Origin of the sequence: Bacillus cereus group sp. BfR-BA-01356, from assembly GCF_022663635.1 — a bacterium.
Lineage (GTDB): Bacteria > Bacillota > Bacilli > Bacillales > Bacillaceae_G > Bacillus_A > Bacillus_A cereus.
The window spans coordinates 15,527-35,841 of sequence record NZ_JAKUFX010000051.1 but is presented as its reverse complement, the minus strand read 5'-3'; the positions used below and the strand labels follow the sequence as shown (position 1 = coordinate 35,841).

The window sequence follows — 20,315 nt, the reverse complement described above, 5'->3', positions numbered from 1 at the left end:
GTATTTTACATAAAATACTGGTCTAGTTTCGTGATGTCTTTTTTAAGCAATTTGTCCTTTGATAACTTCAAAAGATATTATTTTTCAGTTGACATACTACCGCAGGTCTTACATTTCTGCATTTGGTGTATAGGCAACTTCTACAATAAATCCATTCGGATCGTAAAAATCAATCGTATAATAACCTTCCGAATAATGATCCATTTCAATTGGACCACGTATTACCTTGACTTTCGTACTAGAAAGAAAATCTGCTACTTCATCAACTACTTCTCTATGAATAGCTTGATAACAAATATGTCTAGGCCCTAACGTCCTTACAATTTCCTCATCTACTTCTTTAAAGTATATTTCACTTTCTCCTGTGCTATATGCTACTTCATTTAACTTTCTCCACCCAATTATGGAAAACAACTTATTATAAAAAGAAATGGATTCCTCTAAATTTGCTACCCAAAATTCAATATGATGAATGCCTGCTCGCAGTGTATTCATATTAAGAATACGCTCCTTGTACTACTTGCACAATTTCCATCGGCTTATGAACCATGTAATCTGGTGCATCTTTTTTCACTGTTTCAATAACATCATATCCCCAAGATACCCAAATTACGTTCACTCCAGCCTTTTTACACGCTGCTACGTCTCGCTGTTCATCACCGACATATAACATATCTTTCTCTGTTATTTTTTTTGATTTCAAAAATCTTTTTATCATTTTATCTTTACCAAACAAATTTTTAGAACAATACACTTCTTGAATATTTTCGATACCATTCTTGTGTAAAAACGCCCGAATATGCTCTTCTGAGTTCGATGATATGACTGCAATTCCGTAGCCTTTTTTATGTAGTTCATCTAATACTTCTTTCATCCCATGGAACAAAACGAGATTTTTTATAGCAGGCTGATATAATTTATAAAATTCCAACGCTAATATCGGTAGTTTATACAGTGGTACATTAAGTTGTTTACATCTCTCTGGCATCGTTAATTTACGTAAATGTTCAATTTCGTCTTCCTTTACTGCTTTATACCCATGTTTTTCAGCAAGTTGATTATAAATCGGTACAAATATATTTTGTGAATCTACTAATGTGCCATCAAAGTCAAAAACAATATATTTTTGCATTCCCATACTCCCTTTGCTTCTTTTTTCTAAACCTATGTTATTCAACAACATAGTTGTCTGTCCCTTCTATAAAAATAAAAAAGAACAAGATTTTCTCTTGTTCTTTTTAAGACAACCATTTCGGTGGTACATTCGTATTCCAATAAATATTTCCTAACTCATGATGTCCAGAGTATCCATCATCAAAACGGTGGTAATGGAAATTAAAATAATAACCATCTTGCGGTGGATGATCTCTTCTTACATGGAAACGCAATAAATCATTTCCAGATTTCGTATCGTAGACGTGAAAAATCTTCTCATTATTTCCACCAGCTGGTTTTTGAGAAATCGCTAATGATTGTAGTGAATCTTCTGGTACATCACTAGCAAGCTCAGCAATTGCCTCTTCAATTTTCGGTAATATTACATCTTTAAACTCATCTTCAATTACTGGACCAATTTTAGTACCAAACTTTTGCATCGACTGCTTCTCTGCTTCTTGCATTGCATAAGTAATAAAAGTATCGGTGGTTAACCTGTCATTCGTTTCTTCATATGTATAGGACGTGCTCTCCAAACTTTGTTGCCCAGCTGTGCTCGTAGGCTTGTCCGCAGCTTTGGCATTATCAAGTAATATGGAAGGAGGCGTCACTAAACCAAATGTAAACACGGTAATTAATGCGACTAAGGTTTTTCTAAACCAATTTGGCATTTATGTTCCCTCCCCTTTCACTCATTATTTTTTATATAACGGTGGTTTCTTCTATTATACAAAATGATTGTAATTTTTGCACTTTACATTTTTGTTAACGTTCACATATTTTTCACTTGAATATGAAATTGTAAGATTTCATACAATAAAAATACAACAACAATAAGGAGGCGATCAGATGACTTTAGATGTCATGTATTCCGCCGCAAGTATACTCGTTTTAGTATATTTTATTTATCAATGTGTTACAGACTAGAAAAAGAGCCGTCAATGGCTCTTTTTTAATGGTACAAATACAATCCATACAATTAATAAAATAAAAACAACGCTGCCTACCACAGCTGGCAATAAATAAAACTGTGAAAGTATAACTATTCCATATAAAAGTATTGCTGGTAGTAATAAATAACGATCTGCCTTCCATCTTAACAATAGTAATTTCCCTTCATCACAATATAAACGAAGAAACATCTTATTCGTAAATTCATTCCAATAATCACGTGCATAGCGAGAAATTGCAACTACAGCAAATACGAGAACAATAGCTGCAATCCACCTTGGAGTCATAATTATACTTGCAGTACTGATACATACAATTTGAATATAAAATATTCGTGCAGTACTTGTACGGAAAAATTCTTTCAAAAAAGATTCGACAATACGAGAATCAGCTTTTTTCCCTAAAAGTCTTTTAGAGCGCGGAAACATCCACGGTTTTTTATTCGAACTACTCGGTTTAGCCGCATGATCACCAACTTGCATAATTCCGCTCGTCCAGCGCATGCTTTCCTCCTTTTCTTTCTCGATTTCTTTAAAAAAGAACTTTTTATAATTCATTTTCTCTTTTACTAATACACTACTTAAGAAAATTACTAGACCGATAAATAAAATTGAATACAACGGATTTTTATAAATAAAAAATAAACTAATTCCAAAAAAGGACACGCTCATAGAAAATACTACATTTTTTACAATCCATAAAATCCATCGTTTCCCCACATGTACATGAACAAATCTCGTTAACAACGACAACATAAATCGAAATATAGTAAAGAATACCCAAAATAATAGGACTTGTATCTCTGTTACTTCGATACTTTTCATCAACACCGGTAACATAATAACGACTACTATTATATTCGTTATCGCTATTCGAACAACTGTGTACATCATGCCATACTGGACTAATTTTCGCATATGTGTTGCATACGAAATTAAAAATAAACTATCCGCTTGCTCAAAAAATGAACGAACTCCTCTTGGATATGTTACTAAATAAAATGCGAGTAATCCTAATCCGAAATACATCGTCTCTTCCGTTGATAATTCATTTATCCATAGTGACCTATAATAGATTCCCATAAATATAAGTGCTGGAATAATAATATATAATGCGACTGTCCAATCTGTTACCGAACATATAGACTTCCATTTCCGCTGGAGTTCATGGCGTAATCTCTTATAAAATTGTTGTTTAATCATGTTGTTCACGCCTTACAATTACATCAAAGCAGTCTAATAATGAACTACCCGGCATTTCCGCTAATATTTGAATAGATTCTAAATGTCCATCTGCGACTAATGTACCTTGTGAAATGAGTAAAAATCTTTCACAAATTTTTTCAGCAGTATCTAATACGTGCGTACAAAGCAAAATTCCTGCCCCGCGCTCTTTTTCTTTATATAAATAATTTAAAAACTCTTTCGTAGCTACTGGATCTAAACCGATATAAGGTTCGTCAATGATATAAAAATCTGGCTCAGTTAAAAACTCCAATATTAGCATAGATTTTTGTTTCATGCCTTTTGAAAACTTTGATAAATACTCATGTTTATGCTTATTCATTCGAAAAGTATGTAATAATTGTTCCGCTCGTTCTTCCCAACTTCCCATTTCACTTCCACGAGCTGCCATTAATAATTCAATATGTTCCCAGAGCGTCAAGTAATCATAGTATGTTGGATGTTCTGGTACGTATGCATACGGATTTTTCTTTTCACCGAATGATATTTCACCGTCCATATTTACAAGTAATCCGAGTATCGTTTTAATCGTCGTACTTTTCCCAGCACCATTCGCTCCAATAAGAGTAACTAGTTCACCTTTTTCGATAGAAAAAGCTATATCATGAATTGTTTTTTCGCCTATTTCATATCCAGCTGAGCGGATATTTACTTCTAACATGTATTTCCCCTCTTTCCATTTCTAATACAATCAAGGAAAATAATAACATATAATTATCTATATATTATTATAAAATATTTATTTTCATAGCAGGAAAAAACATTTTTTAACAGAATATTAAATGTTTGATTACATTTTATTGGAGTTGATAATATGTCTTTTCAAATTCGTGAAGCAACGATAGATGATATAGACGCACTTTGTTCTTTAACGAAAGAATTAAAAGGTTCCTCTATTTCCTATGAAGATATGAACAACCGCCTACAATTCGTACAAATGAGTCCGTTTGATTTTTTATATGTTTACGAGGAAGAAGAATCTATATTTGGATTACTTGGATTTCGTATACGTGAAAATTTAGAAGATGTAACACGTTATGGAGAGATTTCAATTATTAGCGTTGATTCTAACATACGACGGAAAGGCATTGGACAAGTTTTGATGGATTATGCCGAGCAATTAGCAAAGAAACATAATTGCATTGGCACATGGCTAGTTAGTGGAACAAAAAGAGTAGAAGCTCATCCTTTTTACAAAAAATTAGGTTATGAAGTAAATGGCTACCGATTTGTAAAATATTTTTAAACTACTTTATAAAGTGAAGGGACTATAACTATGACAAACATTAAAGCAATTTTCATTGATCGTGACGGTACAATTGGTGGTGACACTACAATACATTATCCAGGATCCTTTACATTATTTCCATTCACAAAAACATCCTTGCAAAAACTAAAAGCTAAAAATATAAAAATTTTCTCTTTCACAAATCAACCCGGTATCGCAGATGGAATAGCAACTGTAGCCGATTTTGTACAAGAATTAGAAGGCTTCGGTTTTGATGATATTTATGTATGTCCTCATAAACACGGTGATGGTTGTGAATGCCGTAAACCAAGTACAGGCATGCTGCTTAAAGCAGCAAAAAAACATGGACTTAATTTAACACAATGTGCTGTAGTTGGTGATCGTTGGACTGATATTGTTGCAGGAGCAAAAGTAAATGCGACTACGATTCTAGTCCGAACAGGCGCTGGGTATGATGCTTTGCATACGTACCGAGACAAATGGGCACATATTGAACCAAACTACATTGCAGATAACTTTGAAGATGCAACAAACTGGGTTTTAAATCAACTATAATACAAATGAAAATTTTGATTCACCCGAAATAATTTAAAACATAGTTAAAATAGCCTTTTTGGCAAATAATTGTATTCCACAAAACAGATCACCTCAAAAGGTAGCAAGTTCCCTTTTGATACGCAAACATTGCAATTCAAATTATATTTTTTATTAGTAACAGCAATTAACGTAAAGAAGGAATAGCTTAGTGGCTATCCCTTCTTTATTGACTTCTATTATTTACATTTGTTATCTGTTTTTATTGAGTATTCTCATCGTTTTTATACTCCAAAATATCCCCTGGCTGACACTCCAAAGCTTTACATATCGCTTCTAATGTTGAAAAACGAACCGCTTTTGCTTTCCCATTTTTCAAAATAGAAAGATTCGCCATCGTAATTCCAACCTTCTCCGAAAGCTCCGTTACACTCATTTTTCGTTTTGCTAACATGACGTCAATATTAATAATGATTGTCATATCCGCCACCTCAGACCGTCAAATCATTTTCTGATTTTATGTGAATTGCTTCTTGTAGAAGTCGTTGGAGGATAGCAGCAAAAACGGCGATAACGAGCGAAGCAAAAACGATAATGAGTCCCACTAGCCCAATAGGAGGGTCCATTTTTTTCGCTATAAAATGAAAAAGTGGCAAACTTAATACATACAAACCACTGATTGTAATTGCACAGCGCTTTATATTCTTTAACGCCTTTACTGATAATTCCGAGAACGCTGTGTTCTCATCAATGTACTGTAAAAGATTGAAAGCCTGATAAAGAGCAACGTAAAAAGGCACAGCTGCTCCATACATCACAATGAAAACAAGATATTTCATCGGAGCAATATTAGGATACAAATTTGCTGCGAAATTCGCCATTTCCGGCACTAAAAATATGCATAAAGCAAGTACTGAAATTCCAGCAAGAAAAATAATTACTTTTAAGAACGTTGTTGAACTTCGTTTAAGATTCATTTACAATACCTCACTTATTTAATGGCAACATAATTTTATCACAACATTTATTGTTTAACAATAAATAAATATCGTTTTATTTTTGTCATGTTTTTTAATTTAGGCAAAAATAAAAAAGAATTTCTCATTACAAAGAAATTCTTTTTCTTGAAAATGCCTCTTTCAACTTAATTTTTTAAAACGTTAATTCGTAATGGAAATAACGATTATCTCTCAAATAGCCATTTTCAGCGTATAATCGTTGTGCTGATAAATTATCAATCTCTGTTTGCAATTTTACACCTTTTGCTCCATTTTCTAATGCGTATTCTTTAGCAGCTTCTAATAATTTTTTACCTGTTCCGGCTCCACGCTTCGCCGCTTGTACAAATAAATCATTTAAAATCCATAATTCTTTCATTGAAATGGAAGAAAATGATGGATATAGTTGCGTGAATCCAATATATTCGCCGCCTTCAACTGCTACGAAAATAACGGACTCTTTTTTCTCAATTCGATTTCGTAAAAATACTTTTGCACCTTCTAAATCAGAATCCTGCCTATAAAACATGCGATAGTTATTAAAAACTGATGCTAGTCCATCTAAATCTGCAATTGTTGCCTCATATATTCTCATTTTACTCCATTCCCCTTCCAATACTGTCTCATTATATCCGTTGCCCATTTAGGCTGGTGTATTTCTTCTTTCGGCATAAACTCTTTCATTATTGGTTTTATATCCAATATAGGAGTACCATTAATAGCATCTAATCCCTCAACAATAATTGATTTACCTTCTCTTTTGATCACCTTTACAATTGTTACACCTATGCGATTCGGGCGATTTTTTCCGCGCTGTGCAAAAATACCTACTTCAGGATAATCCTTATTATTTCTAGGATGTCTAGCAAAATACTGAATTTGCTCGTCAGTTACTTTATGAAAATAAAAAACAACTTCAATATGAGAAAAATCTTCAATCCCTTGTATACTTTCTTCTGCATACATTTCAGTTAAAGTTATACGGGATCTTACTTCTCCCCACTCATCATCTTTTATTTCCTTTCTTTCATTATGTACAAATGCGATTGGTTGAACTGAAAACATACGCATTCCCCCTTAAATGTAACCACTTACATTATAAAATATTTTCTGAATGTTTTCCAGATATACGAATTAAGTTTACATAATATAATTATAATCTATTTATATAAAGCTACCTTGACTGCTTCAATTGCATGTATATGGGTCGTATCAAATATCGGGACTGATACGTTTTCTTGCTTTATTAATAAACCTATTTCCGTACAACCTAATATAATTCCTTGTGCTCCTTCTTGTACTAATTCTTCTATAACCCTTTTATAATACTCTCTAGATTGAACTACTATTTTTCCTAAACATAATTCTGTATATATTACTTCGTTTACTTTTTCTCTATTTGTTCCTGATGGTACTATTACTTTTATATCATGCTCTTCAATACGTGACTTATAGAAATCTTGCTCCATTGTATATTTAGTTCCAAGCAGACCAACCTTTTGAATGTCTTTTCTTTTAATTTCTTTTGCAGTTGCATCAGCAATATGTAAGACTGGAATATCAATTTTCGCCTTTATTTTTCCAACTACCTTATGCATTGTATTTGTACAAATGATTATAAAGTCTGCTCCCCCCTTTTGTAATGAATATGCCGCATTCCCTAGAATTTCTCCAGCACCATCCCAATCTCCGCTAGACTGACATCGTTCAATCTCTTCAAAATCCACACTATTAATCAAACATTTTGCTGAATGTAGCCCTCCTAATCTCTCTTTTATTTCTTCATTAATAATTCGATAATATTCAGAAGTTGATTCCCAACTCATACCACCTATAAGACCTATCGTTTTCATATAAAACACCTACCTAAACTATTTTTATAGAACTAATAACAATGTTTTATTATGTATATTATACATAATAAAACAAGACTTTAAGTTTGGAATATAAAGTCTTGTTTTAACGGAATAATAAATAATAATTCTACTTTCATTTCCAAGGAATTTTTTATAGAATATTCTGAAATTAACAATCTGATGTTTTTATAAATTCTTTATACTTATAATTAAAACACTCTCGATACAACTCTTTGATTTCATCATATGATGGAACACGTGGGTTATTAGCTGGGCTACCACTTTCAATTGCATCTGATGCCATTTTAGAAATAGCATTTTCAAATTCAATTTCATCGATTCCGTATTCTTTTAAATTTGGAATACGAAGATCAAAGCAAAGTTTTTTTATTTCACCAAGTGTGTAGTCTGCTACTTCCTCATCAGAATTCGAATACAAATCCTTATTTAAACTACGTCCAATTTTTGCTAACCTTTTCATTGCACTTGTTTTTGTAAACTCTAACACTGTAGGTAATAGTATGGCATTTGATATTCCATGCGGTACATGAAATAATGCTCCCACTGGCCTTGACATTCCATGAACTAATGTAACTGATGCATTAGAAAATGCAATTCCAGCTTGTAAGGAAGCAATCATCATCGCTTCTCTTGCCTCCATATTACGTCCATCTTCATATGCTATACGTAAATATTTCATAATACTTTCAATAGCTGAAAGAGCAAGTACATCTGTGAGTGGTTGTGAAACTTTAGAAATATACGCTTCAATCGCATGACATAATGCATCTATTCCTGTTGCTGCCGTAATTTGTGGTGGTAATGAACTTGTCAAAACTGGATCTATAATTGCTACTTTCGGTATAAAACTAGGATGCTTCATCATCATTTTTACATCTGTTTTTTTATTCGTTATTACTGCTACACTTGTAACTTCCGATCCAGTACCAGAAGTTGTTGGAATTGCAATAAGTGGTAGTGGATTGTTTTCTATTTCAATATCCTTTTGGACATAATCCTCAACTTCTCCACCATTTGTATATAAAACCGCTACTGCTTTCGCAGCATCAATACAACTTCCACCACCAATACCGATAATAAAATCGCACTTTTCCTCTTTACAAAGAGATAACGCTTCTAATACGTGTATATTTGTAGGCTCAGCATCCACTTTATTATATGTACTAACAGTAATACCTTTCTTATTTAATTGTTGCATACACTTTTCAACATATCCTAATTTTTCCATAATTGTATCAGTAACTATAAAAGCTCTTTTCCCTAACTTTTTTGATTGTTCTCCCAGTTTTTCAAGCGAATTCCTTCCATATAATACCGACTTTGGCATACGAAACTCAGAAACCTCTTGCAAGTCCCCCACCCCTTCTTATCCTAATTAATATTTTATAACATAAATTATCGATTTGATGAATCTTTACGATTCGAATGTTTAATAGAGTCCTGTTAAAGTATAGAATGCGATAACTAAAAATACAGCAACCGTTTTCAAAATTGTAATAGCAAATATATCTTTATATGACTGTTTATGTGTTAATCCTGTTACTGTAAGAATAGTAATAATAGCCCCGTTATGTGGTAGTGTATCCATTCCTCCTGATGCCATTGATACGATACGGTGCATAACTTCTAATGGAATATCAAATTGATTGGCCGCTGCAATAAATTTATCTCCCATTGCACTTAATACTATTCCCATTCCTCCTGATGCCGAGCCTGTAATTCCAGCTAAAATATTCGTCGTTACTGCACCATTCACTAACGGATTTGTGAAAGTAGCAGAGATGCCATCTCTCATAATTGCGAAACCTGGAAGTGCTGCAATGACACCACCGAATCCAAACTCAGCTCCTGTATTCATCGTTGCAAGTAGCGCTCCACCAATACTTGTATTCAATCCAGCTTGGAAACCTGTTACTACTCGCTTCCAATATAATAATAACGTTGTTAAGATCCCTATAATAAGTGCCAATTCTACAGACCAAATTCCTACTACTGCACTTAATTCTACTTTTCCAAATGCTTTCATACCAATTGCAGAAAAATCAAAACCGCTTGGATACCACTTCGGTATCATAATAGTAAACACTTTATTCATTACACCTACTAAAATAAGTGGTATAAATGCAATAAGTTGTTGTGCTCTTGTGATTTCAATGTTATTAATTAATGGCATATTTTTTTGTTCTACTTGCAAAGATGCTGCCATTTCAGTATTTCCATCATTAAAACCAAAGTATCCTTCACCTGCCGCTTTTGCCTTCTTACGTCTACTCTCTAAATATAGTAAACCTAATGTAAGAACAAAAATTGCTCCTACAATCCCAAGTATCGGTGCAGCATAAATATCCGTTTTAAAAAATGTTGTAGGTATTACATTTTGAATTTGTGGTGATCCAGGTAACGCATCCATTGTAAACGTTACTGCTCCAAGAACAATCGTTCCAGGGATTAAACGCTTTGGAATATTAGCTTGTCGAAACAACTTAGCTGCGAACGGATAAACAGCAAACACTACTACATACACACTAACACCACTATACGTTAAAATAGCCCCCATTAATACAATCGCTAATATAGTACGTTTTTCACCAACTAACTCAATAATCGTTTTTGCGATAGAATCTGCAATTCCTGACATTTCCACTACTTTCCCAAATATTGCTCCTAATAAAAACACAGGAAAATATAATTTTATAAATCCAACCATTTTCTCCATAAAGATATTAGAAAAGAAAGGTAATACATAACTAGGTTCTGTCAAAAATACTGCAAATAATGCAAATATCGGCGCGAATAAAATAACAGAAAAACCTCTGTATGCTACGAACATAAGTAAACTTAGTGCTAATAATATAATAACTAACTCCAATTTTACCCCTCCGTTAAACAGAATATTCTAAATTTTATTGATAAATTTCTACTAACCTTTTAATTCTGACATCCCTCCTCTTATTCATACAAATTTTTATGCTAAAAATGTCTAATTATAATTATTCGATTACATATGAAAAATCCCTTTAAACAGAAACGAATTCATCGTCATACGTTATAAAGGGATTGCTAGAATCTATATTTACTAATTTATTAAACTTTTTTCTACACAAAAATGATACAGTTCTTCAACATCTTTCACTATGTAAGTCGCACTAACTTCAGTCAGTTCTTTCTCACAGCCATAGCCATATAAAACACCAATTGAAGCAATTCCATTCTGATTCGCACCTATTATATCGTGCTTTCTATCACCGATCATTATCATTTCTTCTTTATTTAGTTCTTCATTTGTTTGTAAAATATGAGCAATTATTTCATCTTTTTTTATTCTTGTACCATCTAAATTACTTCCAATGATATCTTCGAAATAATTCGTCAATTGAAAATGCTCTATAACTTGTTTCGCAAATACAGTGGGCTTTGAAGTTGCTACAAATATGCGATTCCCTGAACTTTTTAATTGTTGCAAGAGCTTCAGAATCCCCTCATATACATTATTTTCAAACAATCCACGCTGCTTTAAATACTCACGGAAATAAAAAACAGCACGTTCAAGCTCTCCTTCACTCATATTATATCTCTCTATGAATGATTGCTGAATAGGAGGACCTATAAATGAATCTAACTCACTTACATGTACTTCTTCAATTCCTACTTTTTTTAACGCATATAAAACCGAGTTTACAATCCCTTCTTTCGGATCCGTTAAAGTTCCATCTAAATCAAATAGAAATGTTTTATACATGTTTCATTCCTCCACTTAATTTGCTGTATAAATAACTGCTAACATCTCTTCCACTTCTCCCTATTATACTATCATTATCTATTTTTTCGAAAAATCAATTTCCATATGTCACATACTTTCAGTTACAAAATACGATAGATATGATACAGTAAAAAAGTTACAATTATTTTAATAGAAACTGGTGAAACAAATGTCAATTACGTTAATTTTTATAATGGCTTTCACAATTGTGATCCACGCAGTTGAAACAAGCTCTTATAGTATTCGATTAGCGGGGGTTCGTTTAAAGAAGATTGCTGTCGCATTATCCGTCGTAGGAATCGTATTACTCATTTCAAGAACGTCAAACTTACTACAAGCCTTTTTACTTGGCGGGATTGTGGACGAAGCAAAACTAGATCCTTCTATTGATTTAGAGCATATTATACGTCTTGTACTATTATCTGCTTCTATCGGTACATTGCTTGCGATTATACTGTATCCAACTTTGACAAAACTATTTGGATATGTCATTCAAAACTTTGAAACAGACGGTTCTTTCATTCGAATGATGAAAACGAATAACATTCAAAAATTAAAGTACACAAAAAAATATGTCCGCTTTCCAAAGTTAGAAATGATTCATAGACTGCGTATCGGCGGTATTCCAAAGCGTATAATGCTTATTAACATGTTCGCTACTGCAATTTATACAGCGGGAGTTCTTTCCGCACTATATGCTTCTTTTTTAATTCCAGCTTTCGCAACAAAAGCCACTACAGCTTCTGGTCTTATTAATGGTTTTGCTACTATTTTATTAACAGTGCTACTAGATCCACGTATTGCTCTTTTAACAGAGCGAGCTCTTCAATCAGAAGAAGGTGCTGAAGCAATGAGTAAAATGTATGCTTGGCTAATGATTTCTAGACTTTTTGGTACATTACTTGCTCAACTGTTATTCATACCAGGTGCTTACTGGATTACATGGATTATAAAGCTTATGAATTAAATTTACTCTCTAAAAAAAAGCAGGTGAGATAACAAATGACTATACAAACAGAACAAGATATCATTCGCTTAATAGAAAACGACGAATGGATGATGAATGTATTACAAATGGCAAAATCACTAGAGTTACCTGATTGGTGGATTTGTGCCGGATTTGTTCGTTCTAAAATTTGGGATACTTTACATGACTATGAAGCTAAAACGGCTATGCCTGATGTTGATGTAATTTATTATGATAGTCTACATCAAGATGAGATATACGAACAATCATTAGAAACGAAATTAATGAATATTGATGCTACTATCCCTTGGTCTGTAAAAAATCAAGCTCGTATGCATGTAGTGAATAATATGCCATCATATTCTTCTTCTGTTGATGCTATTTCTAAATTTCCTGAAACAGCAACGGCATTAGGAGTTACACTTGATGAACTAAACAACGTCATATTAACAGCCCCATGTGGTATTGAAGATGTCCTTTCCTTACAAGTGAGACCAACAGCTCATTTTCTTGAATCGAAAGAACGATTACATATGTACAAAAACAGAGTTATAAAAAAGAATTGGCAAAGTAAGTGGCCTAACATCACAATCACATATCCAGAAATATAGAAAGGGTGCCTCTCATTTATAGAAGCACCCTTTTCTTCATTTCAAAAAATGTATGACTGTTTCTGCAAACCTATCTGCTTCCTCATAATGAGGTGAATGACCGCTCTCTTCAAATACGATATACTTGCCGTTTCGGGCATCTTTATTAAATGTTTTAATTTGTTCTTCACACGTTACTACATCATGTTTTCCTACAATTAATAACATTGGATTCTGTACTTCTTTTATTTTATATAATAATGATGTATGACATGCACCCTCTAATTTTAATCTATCAAAGTGAATTTTGGAGCGATTTGAAAATATTTCCCACTCTTCATCACTGTATAAACTCTCATCTGTCCTATCTTCCTTATTATTGTAAATCTCCATTCTTTTTTCTTCTAATTCAGCGCTTAATCTTATATAAGCTTCTAACAACTCTTCTGAACTAGCATCGCTAGATGAATAAGCAAAGCACTCTTTTGCTACTTCTTCTTTTCCATACTTTTTTAATAAATGCCCTGTCTTTTGCAACAAAGCTCTACTTGTTAATGCAAAATCAAAAGTTGGTCCTTCAAATATTATTTTCTCTATTGAACTTGGATATATCGACGCATAAAGCAATGCTACATATCCACCGAAAGAATGTCCAATTATAGACCACTTCTCAATTTGTAATACTTTTTTTAATTCCTCACAGTCTTCAATCAAATCATTTAATCCAAAAGCTTCGTCTTCAGTAATTTCTTCTGAGCGACAAACACCTCTTTGATCTATCATAATTACATATAGAGAACCTTTTAAACGTTCCGCTTGATGAAATGAAAAATCATAACAACTCTCTCCTGGTCCACCATGCAAGTATAAGACTGGCTTATTTTTAGGATTTCCATGTGTTTCAACGTATAGCTTTTTCCCTCTAATATTCATATACTCTCCTGTTTCTATCAAATTCGCCATAAACATCCCCATCTTCTTTTTTACTGAATATTATAACATTTAATATTAAATAATCCCTATTACATTTAAGAAGACGATAATTATTGCAAGTGGTGCTACAAATCGAAGTAAAAATGCCCAACAAGTAAATACTTTCTTTCCATAATTTCCACCTACAAAAAACTCTGCTTCTAGTACCTTCTTCTCCATTTTGAATGAAACGAAAATACTAATAAATAGTGCTCCAAGTGGCATTAATATATTACTAGATAAGAAGTCTACCGCATCAAAAATATTCTTTCCGAAAATCGTAATATCACTCCATACTCCAAATGATAACGCTGATGGTATACCTACTAAGAAAATGCCGAAACCGATCAGCCATGATAATTTCGTTCTCTTTTCTTGTTCACCATTTGCTAATGCTGAAACAACAGTTTCTAGTAGAGAAAATGCTGATGTTAATGTCGCAAATGTAAATAGTGCAAGAAATACTGTTAAGAAAAACCCACCAAATGGAATTTGACTAAATACAGATGGTAATACGATAAATAGTAATCCAGGTCCTTCTGTTGGCTCCATTCCTAATGAAAATACGGCTGGAAAAATAGCAAGACCTGCAAATAATGAAACAAATAAATTTAATCCAACAATTGTTATTGCTGATTTTGGTAAACTTTCTTTTTTATTTAAATAGGAACTATACGTAACCATAATTGAAATCCCGATACTAATTGCAAAGAATGATTGCCCCATTGCGAACAAAATACTTTCCGAAGTAATCTTTGAGAAATCTGGTTGTAAGAAAAACTTCACACCTTTCATTGCATCATCAAGTGTTAACGAACGAATAATAAGAGCGACAAATAAAACGAACAATGCTGGCAACATATATTTACTTGCTTTTTCAATTCCGTTTTGTACACCCTTTGATACAACCCATATCGTAATGAACATAAAAGCGAAATGTCCCATAATAGCCCAAGTGGGATTCCCAATTGTTTCAGTAAATAACGCACCGTAATTTTGTCCTGGAGTAATCAGTTGTCCAGTTATTCCTCTGAATAAATAAATTAATACCCATCCACCTACAACACTATAAAACGAAAGTAGTATAAAACACGTTCCAACGCCAAGGCGTCCGATCCAGTGCCATCCTGTATTTGGTGCGATGCTTTTAAATGCTCCAACTGCTTGTTTCTGCGTACTGCGTCCAATCATAAATTCAGCTATAAGTAGCGGTAGTCCAATTAAAACAGTAAATAATATAAAGATTAAAAAGAACGCTCCTCCCCCACTCTTCCCAGCGATATAAGGAAACTTCCATATCGCACCAAGTCCAATTGCTGATCCGGCTGCTGCCATTATAAAACCTAATTTCGAAGTCCATTGCTCCGTCTGTTTCATCTCATTTTCCTCCTAATTAAATCTTTTTATATAAATAAATAAATTTTATAAACCTATTCAAATAAACCCTCCATTTCTTCTTCCATATAATAAAAAAATGGCCTAGCATCTCTATATAAAGAGACGCTAAGCCATTTACTTAACGCGGTACCACCCTTATTGATTCCATTATGAATCCACCTTAGTAGTAATCGTTTGATTACAAACCTAATATCGAAGGTTAACCGTTAAGATTTACTAAGAATGTGATTCCGTTCCACCTTACTGCTCCTAGGCGAGTTCAGGATGTCATTTGACTATGTCGCACCAACCCATAGCTCTCTGCACAAATACATGACCTTACTACTCCTATTCAACACATTGTAATATTTAGAATATATTTTCTTTTGAAATTAATATGAAGTATATCGGTTATATTTGTAACTGTCAAGGGGTATATTGATTTTTTTGTCGAAATGGTTCATATTTCAACTGACTTTTACTAAGCTTATTAGAAAAAGAAAGAATCTATATTTTCACCTTTTCAAACGAACTATAAAAAAAGAATCTTCGCGATAATCGCGAAGATTCTTTTTACGGTATGAGACGAGTACAATCTCTCGGAAAAGCACTCGCCTCTCGTACATTTGTTAATTCTAAAAGTTTATATACAACCCTTTCTAACCCAATTCCGAAACCTCCATGTGGTGGACAACCGTATCGGAATGTATTTAAATAAGATTGAAATTTATCTGGGTGTAATCCTTTTTCTTTAAACGAAGCGAGTAACATTTCATAATTATGAATTCGCTGTGCCCCTGACGTTATTTCTAATCCTTTATATAATAAGTCGAATGAATCAGTAATAGCTGGATTCTCTTTATTCGGCATCGTATACATCGGTCTCGCTTTTTTCGGATAATGCGTAATAAAAACAAATTCACTATTATATATTTCCTTCACATATTTCCCTAGTAACTTTTCACCTTCTGTATCTAAATCCCCTACAGGAGATTCTTTACGATACTTACTTTTCAAAATTTCTTGTGCTTCTAACAATGTAATTTTAGGTATTTCAGTAATAACAGGTACTTCTATTTGTAATAGTTGTAGTTCTATTTCACATTTTTTCGCTACTTGTTGAAACATATATCGTAAAACATCCGTTTCTAGTTGCATCACTTCATAAAAATCATGAATAAAACCAAGCTCTAAGTCTAACGATATATATTCATTCAAATGACGGGAAGAATTATGATGTTCCGCTCTATATACAGGTGCAATTTCAAAAACTCGTTCTAACCCACCTGCCACCATCATTTGCTTATAGAACTGTGGTGATTGTGCTAAATAAGCTTCTTTTTGGAAGTATGGAAGCTTAAAAACATTTGCTCCTCCTTCTGCCCCTTGCGAAACAATTTTCGGCGTAAAGATCCGTGTGAAATCGTTCTCTATAAGAAATTCACTAAAGCTCTGAACGAGTGTAGATTTCACTTTAAAAATCGCTGCAGTTCGCTCATGCCTTAATGATATTACCCGCTCATTAAGTAGTTGATCTAAGCCAACTTGTAACTTCTTTTTATTTATTTCAAATGGAAGTGGCTCTGCACCGTTTATTACTTTCACTTCATGAGCAAGTACTTCAACACCCAATTCCGTTTTCGACGTCTCGACTATTTCACCAATTACGTGGACGACACTTTCTACATCAACTTTATATCCAGCCAATTCATTTTCTAATACACATTGAATTACTCCTGTTCTGTCCCGTAATAATAAAAAACTAACATTTCCAAGGTGTCGAATCTTTTTTACCCATCCTTGAAGTAATACAACCTTTCCACTTTGCTTTGTACATTCTTTTGTGAGTGAACGCTTCATTATTGAATCCATTATTTTTCCCTCCAGTAATTTTATATTTATTTACGTTATTGTTGTCATCGTCATCATCCACGGTCACTCACCCCCTTTCAAAGAATACAAAAATCCGCCCCTATAAATAGGGACGGATTTTTTCCGCGGTACCACCCAAATTGTCATATTGACCATCTTAGCCCTGATAACGGTAGGTACCGTTTGCTTTTACTAATAATCACGTTCAAAGCAACACTCACAGGTGTCTTTCCATCATGCGGTATCGCAACCTTCCCAGCAATCGGCTGCTCTCTGTAGACCTTTGCACCATGTACTTTTCCTGATCATCACTTTTTATATTTACAGAGTATTCTAACTCCTCACCTTATAAAACGCAAGCTTTTTTTGAAACATTCTGGTTTTATAACTCCTAACTTCTTCTAAATTGTGAAAAGTTAATTTTGTAATACATATTCTTATGTATTAAATCCAAAATTACACCTTTAATATTTTCCAATTTTTACATAAAAACTAATTCATTTACGCATATTAATAAAAATTTTAAAGCGAGGTGTGTATATGCAAAAAGCAATTAGTTTCTTTCTCCTTTTGTTTTGCTTAATTGTAGTAAACGAAACGTATGCCTATTCACCAAAATCTTTACCAATCTCTCAAAACTCTGATCAATGGCAAGTGAATATTGATAAACCGAAAAAAACAAACAAGAATATGCTTCAAGCTAAAAAAGATGAATTTCAAACATATCATTTTTCAGTAAAGAATGTCGGGAATAGTGAAGTATATAATGTAAACGTCGAAGTATTCCGCAACGAACCAAATAAGAAAACGAAATATGAACTCTTTTCCCTAAAGGAAAGTCGTTTGGCAAGTGGAAAAACTGGATTTGAACACGCTAATTTACCCGTTGCTACAAAAGCAGATGAAGTTGATGTTATTATTACATGGCAAGAACACCCATTCCAATCGATGCGAAATGGTCAAAAAGTTGAATCTAGAAAATTTAAAGAGCATTTTGTTTTTAAAGAAGCTAAAAAGTAAATGGGATACGGATATATTCACACTATCATTGATATAGCTTTATTTACTAGTACCAGTTCGTAAGCAAATTAAAAAGTCGTGGCTTATAATGCCACGACTTTTTATATTAATTCGTACTAATGCCTCTCGCTGCCCAAATGCGATCGATATCAGCAGCATGTTGTCCGCCATATAAAAGAGCATCCGCTTGCTTAATCGCTTTCGCTCCATCACTGAATTTAGAGTTTGGTGTTAATGACCAGTGTGATTGTAAAATGATTTTTGTTGCTACATCACGGCCAAAAGCTTGTGCCATTTCGTATTGGCCTTGAGCCCAAATTTCACCATCATCATGCACTTCATTCGTTATATCTTTCGGATATACTTTATTCGTATCTAATCGGCGTAAGCATGTTGGATCTGAACTAGAATAAGCTGTCGCATCCCATTCTCCAACACATGCTTTACCATATCCAGTAGTCGATACTGCATCTTCATATGTAGCACCTAAGAAGTCGCCAAATCCTTCTCCCATCGCTCCACCTTCTGCTGAACTACCAAAGCCAGGAACTTGGTTATCTTGAATCGAATGCCCATATTCATGTGCGATAATACCAGCATCTTCTGCATCATCAACACCGCCAGTACCGAAAGTCAAAGCTTTTGTTGATGGAGAATAGAATGAGTTATCATCAGTTGTACCATTAACATTCACTTTTATCGAACGGTTATTAATATTTTTAAAACCTAGACTTTGAATGTAACGTTGCAATGTGTCGATATGATAGTACGACATAACATCTTCAAAGCTATCATTTGCGCGTGTATAGTTAAATTGTAAATTCGTAGATTTTGTTTTCGCTTTTGAAGAAATCGTTACATATTCTCCAATTAAAAATCCTGTTCCATCTAAACCTTTTAACGTAACAGTTTTCAGTTGGTTCGTTAGAGCTGTTGAATCTGCATCGTTATTATCTTTTAAGCCTACTTTACTACCGCTAGATACGACTGGGTTAGGTAAAAATACTTTTCCTGACCCTTCAGCTTTTCGGTTTATATCAACCTTTTTAATTAACTTTCCATTTTCTGCATCAATAAATGTTTCCCATGCACCAAATGGATTATTAGAATGGACTACAACTTTATATACTGGACGAGCAATTCCTTCTTCAACAATATATCCGAACTCTTTATCTGTAGGAGCCCATAAATTTTGCTCACTTGCTTCTCCAACATACGCCATTGATTTTTGTATTGCATCTTTTTCACTAATTTTTGTCGTTACTTCCTTCACACCTGTAACAGGCTGATAATCAGAAACAGCGAGTACTCCCTTTCCCTCTCCGTTAAGCGTAACTGTTATTTGTTTTGAAAATACAGGTGCACCATTAACAACTTGTTGGAACCTAACATATGAAGCTACTGACGTTTCTGTTGTAGAAATATATTGCAAGTCTGAAAGATCTGTTTTCAATCCATACTGCGCAGCATTTTCTTTTAAATATTCAGTTGCTTTTTTCTGTGGCAAATAAGCTTCTAACTTTACTTGCTGTTGTTTTTCCAATGCCGAAACCGTAGAAATTGTCCCCATTACTAACGGCACAGTCATTGCCATTGCCACCATTTTTTTATTAAACATAGAACCACTCCCCCTAATAAAGTAGCTCAACCTTATCCCATTACCACTAGGCAATGATTCCCCGCAAAACGGATGGATAAAAATTGAATCTACGAGTAATTCTCTATGAACACTTCTATTACCTTTCCATT

Annotated in this window: 22 protein-coding genes and 2 other annotated features; of the genes, 5 read left to right on the top strand and 17 right to left on the bottom strand. The window is 33.6% G+C overall.

All coding sequences use genetic code 11. The features are described 5' to 3' along the window. Positions 1-108: 108 nt before the first annotated feature. The 5 genes from MR168_RS17700 to MR168_RS17680 form a co-directional block, all read right to left on the bottom strand. The gene (locus MR168_RS17700) at positions 109-495 is read right to left on the bottom strand and encodes a VOC family protein (RefSeq protein ID WP_001094666.1); all 387 of its coding nucleotides are present in this window, start codon (positions 493-495) and stop codon (positions 109-111) included. Position 496: 1 nt separating this feature from the next. Continuing rightward, positions 497-1,132: an HAD family hydrolase gene (locus tag MR168_RS17695; RefSeq protein ID WP_025687389.1), complete on the bottom strand. Its 636-nt coding sequence runs from the start codon at positions 1,130-1,132 to the stop codon at positions 497-499. A gap of 106 nt (positions 1,133-1,238) precedes the next feature. After that, entirely contained in the window at positions 1,239-1,826 is a 588-nt protein-coding gene (locus MR168_RS17690; RefSeq protein WP_001134421.1) for a YpjP family protein, read from the bottom strand. A gap of 267 nt (positions 1,827-2,093) precedes the next feature. After that, positions 2,094-3,308 (bottom strand): ABC transporter permease, encoded by a 1,215-nt coding sequence (locus MR168_RS17685; RefSeq protein WP_086411916.1) that lies wholly within the window; start codon positions 3,306-3,308, stop codon positions 2,094-2,096. Further along, complete coding sequence (locus tag MR168_RS17680) at positions 3,301-4,011, bottom strand: ABC transporter ATP-binding protein (RefSeq protein ID WP_006925123.1); 711 nt, start codon at positions 4,009-4,011, stop codon at positions 3,301-3,303. Before MR168_RS17680 ends, MR168_RS17685 begins: the two co-directional genes overlap by 8 nt. A gap of 153 nt (positions 4,012-4,164) precedes the next feature. Between MR168_RS17680 and MR168_RS17675 the strand changes: the two genes are divergently transcribed. Together MR168_RS17675 and MR168_RS17670 are read left to right on the top strand one after the other, a co-directional pair. Continuing rightward, positions 4,165-4,596, top strand: a complete 432-nt coding sequence (locus MR168_RS17675) for a GNAT family N-acetyltransferase (RefSeq protein WP_006925122.1) — start codon at positions 4,165-4,167, stop codon at positions 4,594-4,596. 30 nt (positions 4,597-4,626) lie between these two features. Then, positions 4,627-5,154 carry an HAD-IIIA family hydrolase gene (locus tag MR168_RS17670; protein WP_000181785.1) on the top strand — a complete coding sequence of 176 codons (528 nt, stop codon included), beginning with the start codon at positions 4,627-4,629 and terminating at the stop codon, positions 5,152-5,154. Between the two features lie 241 nt (positions 5,155-5,395). Here MR168_RS17670 and MR168_RS17665 read toward each other — a convergent pair whose 3' ends face one another. The 8 genes from MR168_RS17665 to MR168_RS17630 form a co-directional block, all read right to left on the bottom strand. Next, positions 5,396-5,614, bottom strand: a complete 219-nt coding sequence (locus MR168_RS17665; protein ID WP_000152534.1) for a helix-turn-helix domain-containing protein — start codon at positions 5,612-5,614, stop codon at positions 5,396-5,398. 10 nt (positions 5,615-5,624) lie between these two features. Continuing rightward, complete coding sequence (locus MR168_RS17660) at positions 5,625-6,110, bottom strand: DUF2975 domain-containing protein (RefSeq protein ID WP_006925119.1); 486 nt, start codon at positions 6,108-6,110, stop codon at positions 5,625-5,627. 175 nt (positions 6,111-6,285) lie between these two features. After that, on the bottom strand, positions 6,286-6,726 hold the full coding sequence (locus tag MR168_RS17655; RefSeq protein ID WP_006925117.1) for a GNAT family N-acetyltransferase: 441 nt from the start codon (positions 6,724-6,726) through the stop codon (positions 6,286-6,288). Continuing rightward, positions 6,723-7,196, bottom strand: a complete 474-nt coding sequence (locus MR168_RS17650) for an SAM-dependent methyltransferase (protein ID WP_000493252.1) — start codon at positions 7,194-7,196, stop codon at positions 6,723-6,725. The genes MR168_RS17655 and MR168_RS17650 overlap by 4 nt, the downstream gene beginning before the upstream one ends. 95 nt (positions 7,197-7,291) lie before the next feature. Then, a complete protein-coding gene (locus MR168_RS17645; protein WP_086411915.1) occupies positions 7,292-7,984 on the bottom strand; it encodes an aspartate/glutamate racemase family protein in 693 nt (230 codons plus the stop codon). Between the two features lie 172 nt (positions 7,985-8,156). Next, positions 8,157-9,359, bottom strand: coding sequence for an iron-containing alcohol dehydrogenase (locus MR168_RS17640; RefSeq protein ID WP_086411914.1), 1,203 nt, complete (start codon positions 9,357-9,359; stop codon positions 8,157-8,159). A gap of 78 nt (positions 9,360-9,437) precedes the next feature. Further along, positions 9,438-10,877 (bottom strand): GntP family permease, encoded by a 1,440-nt coding sequence (locus MR168_RS17635; protein ID WP_000424327.1) that lies wholly within the window; start codon positions 10,875-10,877, stop codon positions 9,438-9,440. 207 nt (positions 10,878-11,084) lie between these two features. Further along, the gene (locus MR168_RS17630; RefSeq protein ID WP_000278491.1) at positions 11,085-11,747 is read right to left on the bottom strand and encodes an HAD family hydrolase; all 663 of its coding nucleotides are present in this window, start codon (positions 11,745-11,747) and stop codon (positions 11,085-11,087) included. A gap of 190 nt (positions 11,748-11,937) precedes the next feature. Here MR168_RS17630 and MR168_RS17625 point away from each other — a divergent pair, with 190 nt between their 5' ends. Next, the gene (locus MR168_RS17625; protein WP_000028911.1) at positions 11,938-12,735 is read left to right on the top strand and encodes a lipid II flippase Amj family protein; all 798 of its coding nucleotides are present in this window, start codon (positions 11,938-11,940) and stop codon (positions 12,733-12,735) included. Between the two features lie 35 nt (positions 12,736-12,770). Beyond that, entirely contained in the window at positions 12,771-13,346 is a 576-nt protein-coding gene (locus tag MR168_RS17620; RefSeq protein ID WP_086411913.1) for a nucleotidyltransferase family protein, read from the top strand. A 36-nt stretch (positions 13,347-13,382) separates the two neighbouring features. Here MR168_RS17620 and MR168_RS17615 read toward each other — a convergent pair whose 3' ends face one another. The 3 genes from MR168_RS17615 to aspS form a co-directional block, all read right to left on the bottom strand. Then, a complete protein-coding gene (locus MR168_RS17615; RefSeq protein ID WP_086411912.1) occupies positions 13,383-14,288 on the bottom strand; it encodes an alpha/beta fold hydrolase in 906 nt (301 codons plus the stop codon). Between the two features lie 45 nt (positions 14,289-14,333). Then, positions 14,334-15,674 carry a sodium-dependent transporter gene (locus MR168_RS17610; RefSeq protein ID WP_086411911.1) on the bottom strand — a complete coding sequence of 447 codons (1,341 nt, stop codon included), beginning with the start codon at positions 15,672-15,674 and terminating at the stop codon, positions 14,334-14,336. A gap of 116 nt (positions 15,675-15,790) precedes the next feature. After that, positions 15,791-16,039: a binding site (T-box leader), on the bottom strand. 208 nt (positions 16,040-16,247) lie between these two features. Next, entirely contained in the window at positions 16,248-17,546 is a 1,299-nt protein-coding gene (gene aspS / locus MR168_RS17605) for an aspartate--tRNA(Asn) ligase (protein WP_086411910.1), read from the bottom strand. A gap of 105 nt (positions 17,547-17,651) precedes the next feature. Next, positions 17,652-17,864: a binding site (T-box leader), on the bottom strand. A gap of 222 nt (positions 17,865-18,086) precedes the next feature. Here aspS and MR168_RS17600 point away from each other — a divergent pair. Next, positions 18,087-18,566, top strand: coding sequence for a hypothetical protein (locus MR168_RS17600; RefSeq protein WP_001167910.1), 480 nt, complete (start codon positions 18,087-18,089; stop codon positions 18,564-18,566). Between the two features lie 106 nt (positions 18,567-18,672). On the opposite strand, the gene MR168_RS17595 is transcribed toward MR168_RS17600, so the two are convergent. After that, positions 18,673-20,184 carry a M36 family metallopeptidase gene (locus tag MR168_RS17595; protein ID WP_086411909.1) on the bottom strand — a complete coding sequence of 504 codons (1,512 nt, stop codon included), beginning with the start codon at positions 20,182-20,184 and terminating at the stop codon, positions 18,673-18,675. Between the last annotated feature and the right edge of the window lie 131 nt (positions 20,185-20,315).

Excerpts from the sequence above, each read along its gene's own strand:
- MR168_RS17700 (WP_001094666.1), bottom strand. The coding sequence starts at position 495 with ATGAATACACTGCGAGCAGGCATTCATCATATTGAATTTTGGGTAGCA.
- MR168_RS17695 (WP_025687389.1), bottom strand. The coding sequence starts at position 1,132 with ATGCAAAAATATATTGTTTTTGACTTTGATGGCACATTAGTAGATTCA.
- MR168_RS17690 (WP_001134421.1), bottom strand. The coding sequence starts at position 1,826 with ATGCCAAATTGGTTTAGAAAAACCTTAGTCGCATTAATTACCGTGTTT.
- MR168_RS17685 (WP_086411916.1), bottom strand. The coding sequence starts at position 3,308 with ATGATTAAACAACAATTTTATAAGAGATTACGCCATGAACTCCAGCGG.
- MR168_RS17680 (WP_006925123.1), bottom strand. The coding sequence starts at position 4,011 with ATGTTAGAAGTAAATATCCGCTCAGCTGGATATGAAATAGGCGAAAAA.
- MR168_RS17675 (WP_006925122.1), top strand. The coding sequence starts at position 4,165 with ATGTCTTTTCAAATTCGTGAAGCAACGATAGATGATATAGACGCACTT.
- MR168_RS17670 (WP_000181785.1), top strand. The coding sequence starts at position 4,627 with ATGACAAACATTAAAGCAATTTTCATTGATCGTGACGGTACAATTGGT.
- MR168_RS17665 (WP_000152534.1), bottom strand. The coding sequence starts at position 5,614 with ATGACAATCATTATTAATATTGACGTCATGTTAGCAAAACGAAAAATG.
- MR168_RS17660 (WP_006925119.1), bottom strand. The coding sequence starts at position 6,110 with ATGAATCTTAAACGAAGTTCAACAACGTTCTTAAAAGTAATTATTTTT.
- MR168_RS17655 (WP_006925117.1), bottom strand. The coding sequence starts at position 6,726 with ATGAGAATATATGAGGCAACAATTGCAGATTTAGATGGACTAGCATCA.
- MR168_RS17650 (WP_000493252.1), bottom strand. The coding sequence starts at position 7,196 with ATGTTTTCAGTTCAACCAATCGCATTTGTACATAATGAAAGAAAGGAA.
- MR168_RS17645 (WP_086411915.1), bottom strand. The coding sequence starts at position 7,984 with ATGAAAACGATAGGTCTTATAGGTGGTATGAGTTGGGAATCAACTTCT.
- MR168_RS17630 (WP_000278491.1), bottom strand. The coding sequence starts at position 11,747 with ATGTATAAAACATTTCTATTTGATTTAGATGGAACTTTAACGGATCCG.
- MR168_RS17625 (WP_000028911.1), top strand. The coding sequence starts at position 11,938 with ATGTCAATTACGTTAATTTTTATAATGGCTTTCACAATTGTGATCCAC.
- MR168_RS17620 (WP_086411913.1), top strand. The coding sequence starts at position 12,771 with ATGACTATACAAACAGAACAAGATATCATTCGCTTAATAGAAAACGAC.
- MR168_RS17615 (WP_086411912.1), bottom strand. The coding sequence starts at position 14,288 with ATGGCGAATTTGATAGAAACAGGAGAGTATATGAATATTAGAGGGAAA.
- MR168_RS17610 (WP_086411911.1), bottom strand. The coding sequence starts at position 15,674 with ATGAAACAGACGGAGCAATGGACTTCGAAATTAGGTTTTATAATGGCA.
- aspS (WP_086411910.1), bottom strand. The coding sequence starts at position 17,546 with ATGGATTCAATAATGAAGCGTTCACTCACAAAAGAATGTACAAAGCAA.
- MR168_RS17600 (WP_001167910.1), top strand. The coding sequence starts at position 18,087 with ATGCAAAAAGCAATTAGTTTCTTTCTCCTTTTGTTTTGCTTAATTGTA.
- MR168_RS17595 (WP_086411909.1), bottom strand. The coding sequence starts at position 20,184 with ATGTTTAATAAAAAAATGGTGGCAATGGCAATGACTGTGCCGTTAGTA.